Source organism: Pseudomonas sp. MD330_10, assembly GCF_042610415.1.
In the GTDB taxonomy this organism is placed as follows: Bacteria; Pseudomonadota; Gammaproteobacteria; order Pseudomonadales; family Pseudomonadaceae; genus Aquipseudomonas; species Aquipseudomonas rhodesiae.
The window spans coordinates 46,422-59,218 of the sequence record NZ_JBHGZU010000010.1 but is presented as its reverse complement, the minus strand read 5'-3'; the positions used below and the strand labels follow the sequence as shown (position 1 = coordinate 59,218).

General features: G+C 62.0%; 7 protein-coding genes. 5 read left to right on the top strand and 2 right to left on the bottom strand.

Translation table 11 applies throughout. The annotated features are described in order from the left end of the window. Nucleotides 1-20: 20 nt before the first annotated feature. From ACFZPT_RS17070 to ACFZPT_RS17060, 3 genes are all read left to right on the top strand, one after another. On the top strand, nucleotides 21-4,703 hold the full coding sequence (locus ACFZPT_RS17070; RefSeq protein WP_052229572.1) for a hemagglutinin repeat-containing protein: 4,683 nt from the start codon (nucleotides 21-23) through the stop codon (nucleotides 4,701-4,703). A gap of 147 nt (nucleotides 4,704-4,850) precedes the next feature. Beyond that, nucleotides 4,851-5,561: a histidine phosphatase family protein gene (locus tag ACFZPT_RS17065; RefSeq protein WP_034113978.1), complete on the top strand. Its 711-nt coding sequence runs from the start codon at nucleotides 4,851-4,853 to the stop codon at nucleotides 5,559-5,561. 56 nt (nucleotides 5,562-5,617) lie between these two features. Next, on the top strand, nucleotides 5,618-5,932 hold the full coding sequence (locus ACFZPT_RS17060; protein ID WP_034113980.1) for an SCP2 sterol-binding domain-containing protein: 315 nt from the start codon (nucleotides 5,618-5,620) through the stop codon (nucleotides 5,930-5,932). Nucleotides 5,933-6,021: 89 nt separating this feature from the next. Here ACFZPT_RS17060 and ACFZPT_RS17055 read toward each other — a convergent pair whose 3' ends face one another. Next, a complete protein-coding gene (locus ACFZPT_RS17055; RefSeq protein WP_177449816.1) occupies nucleotides 6,022-8,652 on the bottom strand; it encodes a glucosidase in 2,631 nt (876 codons plus the stop codon). A 196-nt stretch (nucleotides 8,653-8,848) separates the two neighbouring features. Here ACFZPT_RS17055 and ACFZPT_RS17050 point away from each other — a divergent pair, with 196 nt between their 5' ends. Beyond that, entirely contained in the window at nucleotides 8,849-10,225 is a 1,377-nt protein-coding gene (locus tag ACFZPT_RS17050; protein WP_034113982.1) for a VOC family protein, read from the top strand. A 66-nt stretch (nucleotides 10,226-10,291) separates the two neighbouring features. On the opposite strand, the gene ACFZPT_RS17045 is transcribed toward ACFZPT_RS17050, so the two are convergent. Then, the gene (locus ACFZPT_RS17045; protein ID WP_034098345.1) at nucleotides 10,292-10,516 is read right to left on the bottom strand and encodes a DUF465 domain-containing protein; all 225 of its coding nucleotides are present in this window, start codon (nucleotides 10,514-10,516) and stop codon (nucleotides 10,292-10,294) included. A gap of 175 nt (nucleotides 10,517-10,691) precedes the next feature. On the opposite strand from ACFZPT_RS17045, the gene tkt reads away from it, so the two are divergent. Beyond that, complete coding sequence (tkt, locus tag ACFZPT_RS17040; protein WP_034113984.1) at nucleotides 10,692-12,746, top strand: transketolase; 2,055 nt, start codon at nucleotides 10,692-10,694, stop codon at nucleotides 12,744-12,746. The last annotated feature ends 51 nt before the right edge of the window (nucleotides 12,747-12,797 follow it).

Below are 12,797 nucleotides of genomic sequence, written 5' to 3'. Positions count from 1 at the left end.
AACAACAAGAAGGTCAAGCCATGACTAGTCATTGCCGTTTTCCATCGTTTCATCTCAAACCCTCCCATCCCCTGCGTTGGGTGATCTGCAGCCTGCTGTCGATTCACTATGGCCATCAGGCGTTCGCCGCCGATGTGGTGCCGGTGAGCGGCAATGCCCAGCGCTTCACCGTGAAGGATGTACCGGTATTGAACATCGTCGCGCCCAACCCGGCTGGGGTTTCCCACAACCGATTCGTGGACTACAACGTGCAAAGCGCAGGTCTGGTATTGAACAATGCGGTGGCGGCGGGACGCTCGAAACTGGCCGGGCAGTTACCGGCCAATCCGCAGTTCAGCGGCCGGGCGGCCGGCCTGATTCTCAACGAAGTAACCAGCCGCAAGGCCTCCCATATCAACGGCCCGCAGGAAGTGTTCGGGCGCGCGGCCGACTACGTGCTGGCCAACCCCAACGGCATCACAGTCAACGGCGCCAGCTTTATCAATACACCGCGCGCCAGCTTTGTAGTGGGCAGCCCGGAACTGGAGGACGGCAAGCTCAAGCGCCTCACCACCTTCAACGGTGCCAATCCCCTCAACGTTGGCGAGCGAGGCGTTAGCAACAGCGCCGGCGCCCTCGACCTGATCGCTCCACGCATCAGCACCCACGGTACGCTCACCGCACGGGACGATCTCAACGTTTTGATCGGGCAGAATCGCCTGCGCTACGCCGACGCCGTCATCGAAAGCAGCGCCCGGGCAAGCGCCCGCCCGGTCGACGCGCAGCTGTTGGGCGCCATGCAGGCCGGACGCATCAACATTATCAGCACCGCCGACGGCGCCGGGGTCAAGATCGCCGCGCCGCTGACAGCGCGCGGCAATCTCAAGGTGACGTCGGCCGGCAACCTGTCCATCTCCGGCAACCCAGAGCCGGTGCGCACCCGCATCAGCAGCACCAACGGCGACGTCGCCCTCGCCGCCCACAACGATCTGACACTATCGGCGGTTGAGGTGCAGGGTCGCGCCATCGACGCCAGCGCCGGACGCCATCTGCGCCTTGAGGCCAAAACCCGCAAAAGCCAGAGCCAACAGCAAGAGTCCTGGAAAAAGAAGGTGTTGTTCATCACTACCGAAACCTACGACAAGACCACCACCCAGATCGACGTCGAACACGTCGGCACCCAGCTCAAGGCCCGCACCGATCTGACGCTCAAGGCCGGTGGCGATCTGCAATTGTCGGCCTCCAGCGCCAGCGCCGGTCGCAACCTGCAGGCCACGGCCGGCAGAGACCTGCGCCTTAGCGCTTTGAACGACTCCCAGACCACCCGCGAAACCCTCAACCACCGCAAGGGCCTATGGCGTGGGGATTACGACACCTCGCGCACCACCGAAACCGCCCGCGCCAGCAGCCTGTCAAGCAACGCTGCAATGAGCGTACGCAGCGGCAAGAACCTGACGGTGCTCGGCAGCCAGGTCCAGAGCCAGGGGGACCTGACGATCGAGTCCGGCAAACAGGTCAATGTCGGCGTCACGCGCGCTGCCCAGCAACGCACGCAGAACAACTACGAAGGCGACCTGCTCTCCGGCGCCGTGTTCGGCAAAAACGACAAGGACATCCGCAGCGAAGACCAATCCATCGGCAGCCGCGTCAGTGCCAAGGGCACCTTGCGGGTCACCTCCGACGATGTGCTGATTACCGGCAGCCAGGTGCTGGGGCAGCAGGACGCGGTATTGATCAGCAACAGCGGCTCGCTGACGATCGACGGCAGCCAAAGCCTGGTGCACTCGGAAAAGTCGCGCTCCGACAGCAAACTGTTCGGCCTATTCAAGGACCAGACTGACGAGCGGAAAAACGCCAGCAACCTGGTGCGCAGCCAGGTGAAGTCCCAGAGCAACCTGCGCCTGCAAAGCGCCAGTGATCTGAATGTGATCGGCGCGGATGTCGAAGCAAAGGCCGAGTTGAAACTGACCGCCGTGGGCGATATCAACTTGCTAGCGGGCACGAGCCGCGACACCACGGTCACGCAGACCACCCGCAACGGGTTCACTTCTTCCGCCACCGAGACCAAACAAGCGGCGCCCGGCATCAAGGGCTCGAAACAATTTCAAGCCGGGGTCGGCTATAGCCAGGAGCACAACACCACCACCCAAGACAGCCTCACCCATGAAGGCAGCCAACTAAAAGGCGCCACGCTGGACATCACTGCCGAAAATACCGTGCGGGTCAAAGCCTCGGACGTGAGCAGTACCCAGGGCGATTTGAACATCGCCGGCCACGCCATCGAACTGCTCAGCGAAGCCGACACCACCACGCGCGTCAGTGAAACCGATACCTTCGGCCTTGGCCACTTTGTCACCGGCGGCATGGATCGAGCCGGCGGCGGTTACAAGGTCGGTCAGGAAGAGGTGATTACAAGCAGCGCCTCCACCACCGTCAAATCGAGCCATCTGAGCAGCGCCGGCGATCTGAATCTGGTTGCCGACAAGGGCCAGGGCACGCTGTTGACCGAGGCCGCGCAGGTCAAGGCTGACAAAGACCTCACCCTCAGCGCCGGCAGCGTGGAAAACCGCGCGGTCTCCAACAGCACCGTCGAAACCGAGCAGGTCAAGGGCTGGACCGCCAGTATCGGCAGCAACATCGAATACAAAGACCTCACCCGCCCGGTGCAGAAACTGGTCGAAGGGGTGGATCAGAGCAAGTTCTATCAACCCTCGGTGCTTGATGCGATTGAACCACCCAACCTGGGAGTCGACCTGGCCGTCAATGTGCTGAACACCCGCGCCGAGAGCGGAGGCACCACAGCGGTGGTCAGCACCTTCGAAGGCGCCACCGTCAACGTGCAGGTCGAGGGTGCATTGACCGATACAGGCACACGCTACACGGCCACCGAGGGCGGCGTGTCGATCAAGGCCGACAGCCATACCTTCAACGCAGCCGAGCACAGCAGTTGGCAACAGGACAAGGGCACCGACACCGACGCTTCGTTAAGGCTGTACACCACCACCGGCCGCGACCTGAATGCGCGGGTTCTGGGCGTGGGCGGCAGTTTTGACCTGGGTAACACCACCCGTACCGCAGTGCCAGGCAGCATCGAGGGCAAACGCGGCATCAGCGTACAGCTGGGCAGCGACGGCCGGTATGAAGGCAGCCGCTTCGACGCGGGACGCGGTGATTTGAAGATTCAGGCCACCGGTTCGCTGACCTTCAACCAAGCCCGCGACTGGCAGGGTTCCGGCGAAGGCACCTTGAGCGGTTTCGGCTGGGTTGAACTGGGCAGCAGTCCAGGCACCAGCAAGAAAGCCAACGCGGGCTTCCAGTTGGATAAATCCGACTTGAGCGTCGAAGACTCCCAAGGCCGCAGTGCCGATTTGATCGCCGACGGCGTGATCGAAATCGACGCCGGGCAGGACCTGACCCTGCACGGCGCCAAGGTCGGCACGTTTAACAGCGGCGATATTCGCCTCACCGCCGGAAACCGCTTTGAGTTCCTGGCCGGGGTCGATACCCACACGGCCAGTGGCGACGGGATCGGCGGCGGGGCTCGCGTCAGTGCCAAAGCGACCCAGGCTGACACATCCAGCAGCAAGAGCGGCAGCGCCGGTGCCCAGTTCAGCCTGGCTGACATCGACGAACACAGCGTGTTGCAGCGCGGTGGCACGCTCGATAGCGCGGGCACCGTGCGTATCCAGGCCGATCATGTGCGCCTGCAAGGAGTGCAGGGCCAGGCCCAGGCGTTTGAGCTGGCGGCCACCGGCGGCGACTTGGTGCTGGAGTCTGCGGTCTCCAACGAGCACCGCAACAACCGCACTATCGCCGGCGGACTGGGTGTGAGCGGCACCCGCAGTACGGACCCGGCCAATAACGGTTCCGGCCTGTTCGCGCGCGCCAAGGGCGGCGTGGACCAACTCAGCAGTCAGACCCACGACAATACCCGCCTGCGGGCTGATCGCATTCAACTCGACAGCCGCGGCGATACGCAGTTGCTGGGGGCCACCGTCACGGCGCGCGAGGTCAGCGGCACAATCGACGGCGACTTGGTGGTGCAGAGCCGTCAGGATCAGGTGGAGGGCTTGAAGGTGCAGGTCGACGCGCAATTGACCACGGAAAAGAACCCGGCGGGCGCGGTCGATAAGCTCAGCGTGGCCGGCGGGCCATGGTCGGGCAAGCTCAAGACCGCCGGAAAGAACCTTTACGAAAAAACGGCCGACAAGGCGCGCACGCTCAAGGACAAGCTGATCAGCAAGGTCGGTGGCTCACCCGCGACCCAGGCCGGTACTGGCGCGGCCACGGGGTCGTCCACGTTAAAGAACCTGCTGTTTCAAAATCCGGCTTACCGCGACACCACACCCACACTGCTGGGGGACTTCAGCTGGTTCAGCAATAACACGGTCGCCGAGGCGTCCGGCATCAACGGCGGCGACGGGGTAACGCTGCATGTGGGCGGCGCAGTCGACCTGACCGGCGCGCGCATCGCCTCCAGCCATGGCCGCGTGGCACTGGGCGAGGCGAAGATTACTGGCCGCGACATCCAAGGCCGCGACACCCGCACGGATTTCTCGCTCAACGCCTCGACCTCGCCCCAGCAACTGGGCACAGCGCTCTACGCAGCGTTCAACAACCCCCGTGACCCGCAAAGCCAGCGCGATGAGCATTTCAACTTGGGCCTGTTGCGTACCGGCGGCCACGATCAAGGCCAACACCTGATCAGCGGAGTCGATCAATAAGCGCGTTAAAAACATCCAGGCCCCTGTGCACAGGGGCCTTGCTCAGTTGCTCCAACACGCTTTTAAAACAAGCGTATGTTTTTCCATTGACAGCTCCCCGGCATCCTCATAACCTCGCCAGACTTTCAACGTACCGGGTGAACGGACGTGGGCAGCATCTATTTGATTCGACATGGCCAGGCCTCCTTCGGTGCAGACGACTATGACGTGCTGTCCCCCATCGGCGTGGAACAAGCGCAAGTGCTCGGTCGCCACCTGGCGGACATGGGCCTGGTGTTCGACCGCTGCATAGCCGGCGACCTGCGCCGCCAGCAGCACACCGCCACAGCCGCGTTCGATCAATACCGCACCCTCGGCCTGCCGACTCCCACCCTGGAAACCGACAGCGCCTTCAACGAATTCGATGCCGACGCCATCATCCGCGCCCTGCTCCCCGACCTGCTCGACAGCGAGCCAGATGCTTTGGACATCCTGCGCAATGCCGCGCAAAACCGCAGCGAGTTCCAACGCATCTTCGCCCTGATCATCGAACGCTGGCTGGCCGGCACCTACGACCCACCGGGGCTGGAAAGCTGGCTGGGGTTTGTCGAGCGCGTCCAAGGCGGCCTGCAGCGTCTGCTGGAAGCAGCCGACAACACCCACAAAATCGCCGTGTTCACCTCCGGCGGCACCATCACCGCCCTGCTCCACCTGATTACTCGCATCCCTGCCGCCCAAGCCTTCGAGCTGAACTGGCAGATTGTGAACACCTCGCTCAACCAGCTGAAATTCCGCGGTCGCGAGGTGGCCCTGGCTTCCTTCAACAGCCATACCCACTTGCAACTGTTGAAGGCGCCGCAGCTCATCACCTTCCGATGAACCGCGGCCAACCGTGACCCCAAGGTCACTGGACTCCACCCTTAAGGATCGAAACCATGACTGACGTAGCCAAAGCTGTAGAAGCAATGAAAGCCAAATTCAACCCAAGCGCTGCCGAAGGCTTGGACCTGGTGTTCGGTTTCCGCATCGACGACACCAAGAACTTCTCCCTGGTGGTCAAAGACAAGACCTGCGAACTCAAAGAAGGCGAAAACCCAGACGCCCAAGTCACCCTGGTGATGGACAGCGACACGCTGAAAGGCATCGTCGACGGCACCACCGACGGCATGCAGGCGTTCATGGGCGGCAAGCTGCGCACCGAAGGCGACATGATGCTGGCGATGAAACTGAGCGAACTGTTTCCGGCCTGATAAGTCGATGTTCAAAGAATCCCGCCCCCGGCGGGATTTTTCGTTCAACCTGGCGGCCTCCGACTAACCGGATACCGGCCTTATTCCCCTCAAGCCTTCGGCGCAACACTTAATAACAACGCCACCAATGCACTCCACCCGGTTTGGTGTGACGCCCCCAGGCCGCGGCCGGTTTCGCCATGGAAATATTCGTGAAACAACACCAGCTCACGGCTGAGGGGGTCAGCCTCCAACTGCGCATACCCCGCCATCGACGGGCGTGAACCGTTTTCATCCAATAGAAACAAACGAGTCAACCGCTGGCTGAGGCCGTCGGCCACTTCTCCCAGTGACGCCAGATAACCGCTGCCCGCCGGGTACTCCACCGAAAAGTGATCGGCGTAATAACGCTCAAATTCGCGCAGCGACTCGATCAGCATGTAGTTGATGGGCATCCACAACGGCCCGCGCCAATTGGAATTACCGCCGTACAGCCGCGAGTCGGACTCACCTGGCTGGTAACGCGCGCACAACGTATCGCCATTTATCTTCAGCGCCAGGGGTTGGTCCGCGAACGCCTTGGATAATGAGCGCACGCCAAACGTTGAGAGAAACTCGTCGTCAGCCAGCATGCGCCGCAGCAGATCCTTGGTGCGTTCGCCACGCAGCAGCGCCAGCAACAGGCGATTGCCCTGTCCCGGCTCGTTCCAGCGCGATACCAGTGCGGCCAAATCGGGCCGGTGGTGCATAAACCCCAGCAGGCGCTCGCGTAGCCCAGGCAAACCTTCATGCTCGCGTTGCTCCAGCACCAGCACGGCAAACAGCGGCATCAGGCCGACGATGGAGCGCAGGCGTACCGGTTCGTTCTGGCCGTCTGGGCGACGCAGCACATCGTAGAAGAACAGGTCCTGCTCATCCCATAGGCCTTCCTCGCTATCGTCGACCCGGTTGATGGCACCGGCGATATACAAGAAATGCTCGAAAAATTTCACCGCAATATCCACATACACGGCATTGCGCTTGGCCAACTCCAGAGCGATACGCATCAAATCCAGCGCATAGGCCGCCACCCACGCCGTGCCGTCGGCCTGATCGAGCTGATAGCCAGGCGGCATCGCAGCCGAGCGATCGAACAGGGCGATGTTATCCAGGCCCAGGAAGCCGCCCTGGAACAGATTGCGCCCCTCAGCGTCCTTGCGGTTGACCCACCAGGAAAAATTCAACAGCAGCTTGTGGAAAATCCGTTCAAGAAAGTCCAAATCACCAATACCGGTCAGCGCCTTGTCCTGCTGATACACGCGCCAACTGGCCCACCCATGGACCGGTGGGTTGGCATCGTCGAAACGCCATTCGTACGCCGGCAATTGGCCGTTGGGATGCATAAAGCGATCTTTGACCAGCAGTAACAACTGGTGCTTGGCATACCCCGGATCGATCAACGCCATGGCAACGGCCTGGAACCCTTGGTCCCAGGAGGCATACCAGGGGTATTCCCAAGTGTCGGGCATGGTCAGGATGTCGAAATTGGACAGGTGCCGCCAATGGCTATTGCGCAGGTGCAAGCGCTCGGGTGGCGGTGCAGGTTGGGTGGGATCACCGTCGAGCCATTGGTTGACGTCGAAGTAGTACAGCTGTTTGGACCAAAGCAACCCTGCGAGGGCCTGGCGCTGCACATTGCGCGCGTCTGCGTCGCTGATGCCGTGTTGCAATGCCGCGTAAAAGTCATCCGCTTCCCGGCGGCGTTGTTCGAACAGTTTGCGTGCATGGACCTGGGGCGCTTCCACAGGGGCGAAGCGCAGGTACAGGGTCTGGCTCGCCAGCCCTGGCAGATCGAGGATGAAACGCGCGGCGACCTTGGTGCCGGCGTCGCGACGAATCGCCGAATGCGCCGCGTTCACCACGTAATCGTTGATGCCGTCCTTGAACGGCCCCGATGCTGGCTGCCCGTCGAAGCGAGTGGTGTTGCTCTCGTTTTCACAGAACAGCCATTCCAGCCCGTCCTGGTCCCAGGCGCTGAGCCAGCGATCCGGCAATGCAGGATGACGCGCCAACACCCGCTCGCCGTCCAGGCTCAACCGTGGCTTGGATGCATCGAAGGTCCAGCTCCAGTCATTGCGCGCCCACAACTGAGGCAGCACCTGCAGGCGTGTCGGCTGCGGCGAGCGGTTATGCACGATGACGCGCATGAAAATATCGTCGGGCTGGTGCTTGGCGTATTCGACGCTGACATCGCAATAGCGGTTGTCCTCGAACACCCCGGTATCGAGGATTTCATACTCAGCATCGCCCAAGCCTCGTCGGGCGTTCTCGGCGACCAAATCATCATAGGGGAACGCTGCATGCGGGTACTTGTAGAGCATGCGCATGTAGGCATGACTCGGCACGCCATCGACGAAAAAGTACAGTTCCTTGACGTCCTCCCCGTGGTTGCCTTCAGCGTTGTTCAGGCCGAAAAGACGCTCCTTGATGATCGGGTCGCGCTCGTTCCATAGCGCCAGGCCCAGGCACCAATGCTGCGCCTTGTCGCTGAACCCGGCCAGACCATCTTCGCCCCAGCGATAAGCGCGGCTACGTGCGTGATCATGGGGAAAGAAACGCCAGGCATCGCCGTCGGCACTGTAGTCCTCTCGTACCGTGCCCCACTGGCGCTCACTTAAATACGGGCCCCACACGCGCCAGGCATCGGCGCCCTCACCCACCAGGCGCTGGCCCTCGATCGTTTGCAGAATAGATGCGGTCATCCAACCCTCCATCAGGCACTGGTTGGCGGCCAGTGTAGAACCCATCCCCGTATCAATGCACATGAACTCGGTTTTACCTTGACTCATTCGTTTGCAGAATGAAGTCCAGAGGATTCTTCGTTTGCAAGCCGCCTCGGGGCTCAACAAAATCCGGGCAACGGCCACGCCCTCTTTCATTGTGATCAGGAATTTTTCTATGCCAGCCAGCGCCCATGTCAGCCCCGACGAGATCCGCAAGGGTTTTTCCAAGGCCATGTCCGAGATGTACCGCGCTGAAGTCCCGCTGTATGGCGCGCTGATGGAGCTGGTGGCGCAGGTCAACGCGCAGACGCTGGAGGCTGATCCGCGGCTGGCACAGCACCTGCAGCGCACCGGCGAGATGCAACGCCTGGATATGGAACGCCACGGCGCGATTCGCCTGGGCACGGCTGCCGAGCTGGCAACCATCCGCCGTTTGTTCGCGGTTATGGGCATGCAGCCGGTGGGTTATTACGACCTGACGCCGGCGGGCGTGCCGGTGCACTCCACGGCATTTCGTGCGGTGCATGAAAGCGCGCTGCAAACCAGCCCGTTCCGCGTGTTCACCTCGCTGCTGCGCCTGGAACTGATTGAAAATCCCGACCTGCGCGCCTTCGCCGAAAACGCCTTGGCCAAGCGCTCGATCTTCACCCCGGGCGCCCTGGCGCTGATCGAACAAGCGGAGCGAGACGGTGGCCTGAACGTCGAGGATGCCGATGAATTTATCCGACAGGCCCTGGAAACCTTCCGCTGGCACCACACCGCGACCGTCACCGCCGCGCAGTACCAGCAACTCAGCGACCAACACCGCCTGATCGCCGACGTGGTGGCCTTCAAAGGCCCGCATATCAACCATCTCACTCCGCGCACGCTGGACATCGACCAGGTGCAAGCGGCCATGCCCGGCAAAGGCATCACACCCAAGGCCGTCATCGAAGGCCCGCCACCCCGCCAGTGCCCGATCCTGCTGCGCCAGACCAGCTTCAAAGCCCTCGACGAACCCATCGCGTTCACCGACGCCCAAGGCAGCCACAGCGCACGTTTCGGCGAAATCGAGCAACGCGGCGTCGCACTCACGCCCAAGGGCCGCGCGCTGTATGACCGACTGCTGAACGCCGCCCGAGATGAACTGGGGGCGTTCCCCAACGAGGCGAACGCCGGGCGCTATGGTCAACTGCTGGCGCACCATTTCCAGGCCTTCCCCGACACCTACGCGCAACTACGCGAACAGGGCCTGGCCTACTTTCGCTACTTCGCCACTGCCCAAGGCCTGGCGGCACGCGGCAACCCCGCACAACCCCGCACCCTGCCGGAGCTGATCGACGCAGGCCATATCGATGTGGAACCGCTGGTGTACGAGGACTTCCTGCCGGTCAGCGCGGCGGGGATCTTCCAGTCGAACCTGGGGGACGCTGCGCAAAGCCACTACGCAGCCAACTCAAACCAGGCTGAATTCGAAAAAGCCCTCGGCAGCCCGACGATTGATGAATTGAAGTTGTATGGGGAGACACAACAGCGGTCGGTGGATGAGTGTATGCGGGCGTTGTTGGAATAATCGCTGCCTTTCAAACACTTCGGGACAAACGATGTAGGAGCGAGCGTGCTCGCTCCTTGGTTCTGCTCAGCCCAACTGCGCCACAATCTTATCTTTGACCAACAAGCGTTTTTTCTTCAGTTTCTCCACGTCTTCATCGCTGGCACTTGCTCCTTCGGCCTTTACCACTTCCGCGTCGGCGACGTCGTATTGGTCGAGCAGCGAATCCAGGCGTTTGTCACTTGCCCTGCGTTCGTGAACGGCCTCCTTGCTCAATCCCAAATCCTGATACAGGTCGTGTTTCACTGGCATGGCGTACCTCCGCATGTTGATCGATGGCTTACGACCTTGAAGCTAGACCATTCTCACGGGCTTTGTCATGTCCTGGGTGAATCTTGCCCCGTTCGTCGCGGCAGGTGAGATGAGATCAAACCTTTTACGACGCCCTGCCCTCCACTGCAGATCGCAACCCGAGGGAGACCGGTTCATGACTCATCCAGCCACTGCTGTCGACACTCAATGCATCAACACCCTGCGTACCCTGGCGATGGATGCCGTGCAGAAGGCCAATTCCGGCCATCCCGGCACGCCCATGGGCCTGGCGCCGGTGGGGTATACGCTGTGGAGCCGATTTTTGCGCTACCACCCGGAGCAGCCTGATTGGCCTAACCGAGATCGCTTTGTGTTGTCGGTGGGGCATGCCTCGATGCTGTTGTATTCGCTACTGCACTTGGCCGGCGTGGTGGAGGTTGATGCCCACGGTCAGCGCACCGGCCAGCCGGCGATCAGCCTGGACGATATCAAGCAGTTCCGCCAAGCCGACTCGAAGACGCCGGGGCACCCGGAATACCGCATGACCACCGGTGTCGAGACCACGACCGGCCCGCTGGGCCAGGGGTGCGCCAATAGCGTCGGCATGGCCATGGCCGAGCGTTGGCTGGCTGAGCGTTTCAACCGCGACGGCCAGGTGCTGTTCGATTACAACGTCTACACCCTGTGCGGCGACGGCGACATGATGGAAGGCATCAGCAGCGAGGCCGCATCCATGGCCGGCCACCTGAAGCTGGATAACCTGTGCTGGATCTACGACAACAACACCATCAGCATCGAAGGCCATACTGAGCTGGCGTTCAGCGAGGACGTGATCAAGCGCTTCCAGGCCTATGGCTGGCACACGCTGCATGTCACCGACGCCAACGATCTGGGCGCCTTGAGCCAGGCGCTGCAAGCGTTTCAGGCCAATACCGGAGCGCCCACCCTGATCGTGGTCGACAGCGTGATCGGCTATGGCTCGCCCCATAAGCACAACACCGCCGCTGCCCATGGCGAACCCTTGGGCGATGAAGAAATCCGCCTGACCAAGGCCGCCTATGGCTGGCCCGAGGATGCCCAGTTCCTGGTGCCCGATGCCGCACGCACGGCATTGCGCGATGCGCTGTATGAGCGGGCCGAACCGTTGTTCCAACAATGGAATCAGACCCTGGCCAGCCTGGACCCACACCGTGCCGACGAACTGCGGCGCATGCGCGCCGGCGAGATGCCTGCGCACTGGCAAGACGAATTGCCAACCTTTGAAGCGGACGCCAAGGGCGTCGCCAGCCGCGCTTCCGGTGGCGAAGTACTGAATGCCTTCGCCCGACAAATCCCCTGGCTGCTTGGCGGTTCGGCGGACCTGTCGCCGTCGACCAAGACCAACCTCACGTTCGACGGCGCCGGGCGTTTCAGCGCCGACGACTACAGCGGGCGCAACCTGCATTTCGGCATCCGCGAGCACGCCATGGGCGCGATCGCCAACGGTCTGGCGTTGTCTTACCTGCGGCCCTACACCTCCACCTTTCTGGTGTTCAGCGACTACATGAAGCCGCCGATCCGCCTGGCGGCAATCATGGAGCTGCCGGTGGTGTTCGTGTTTACCCATGACTCGATCGGCGTGGGTGAAGACGGGCCGACACACCAACCTATCGAACACCTCACCCAGCTGCGCGCCACCCCAGGGCTGTTGACCCTGCGCCCGGGCGACGCCAATGAAACCCTGGAATTATGGCGGGTCGCCCTGGCACAGACCCACCGGCCCAGCTGCCTGGTGTTGTCGCGCCAACCGTTGCCGACGCTTGACCGCACCCGCTATGCCGCGGCCTGTGGTGCGGCCAAGGGCGCCTATGTGCTGGCGGCGGCTGACCAGCCTGAGGTGATCCTGATAGCCACCGGCAGCGAGGTCAGCCTGGCCGTGGCCGCCTATGAACAGCTCAAGGCTGAAGGGATTGCCGCGCAGGTGGTGTCGATGCCCAGCTGGGAGCTGTTTGAAGACCAGGATCAGGCCTACCGCGACAGCGTATTGCCGCCTGCCGTGAAGGCGCGCGTGGTGATCGAACAGGCCGGCCCTCTGGGTTGGGACCGTTACGTCGGCCAGACTGGCGCCAAAGTGGTGATGAACAGCTTCGGCGCCTCGGCTCCATTGGCCAAATTGCAGGAGAAGTTCGGGTTCACGGTTGAGCATGTGGTGAAACAGGCCAAGGCTCAGATCGACCTTAACCAGCACTGATCAAAACCTGTGGGAGGGGGCTTGCCCCCTCCTACCTTTGGCCCCCATCAC

Bases quoted from the DNA above. Each gene is read 5' to 3' on its own strand.
- ACFZPT_RS17070 (WP_052229572.1), top strand. From the start codon at position 21: ATGACTAGTCATTGCCGTTTTCCATCGTTTCATCTCAAACCCTCCCAT.
- ACFZPT_RS17060 (WP_034113980.1), top strand. From the start codon at position 5,618: ATGACTGACGTAGCCAAAGCTGTAGAAGCAATGAAAGCCAAATTCAAC.
- ACFZPT_RS17055 (WP_177449816.1), bottom strand. From the start codon at position 8,652: ATGACCGCATCTATTCTGCAAACGATCGAGGGCCAGCGCCTGGTGGGT.
- ACFZPT_RS17050 (WP_034113982.1), top strand. From the start codon at position 8,849: ATGCCAGCCAGCGCCCATGTCAGCCCCGACGAGATCCGCAAGGGTTTT.
- ACFZPT_RS17045 (WP_034098345.1), bottom strand. From the start codon at position 10,516: ATGCCAGTGAAACACGACCTGTATCAGGATTTGGGATTGAGCAAGGAG.
- tkt (WP_034113984.1), top strand. From the start codon at position 10,692: ATGACTCATCCAGCCACTGCTGTCGACACTCAATGCATCAACACCCTG.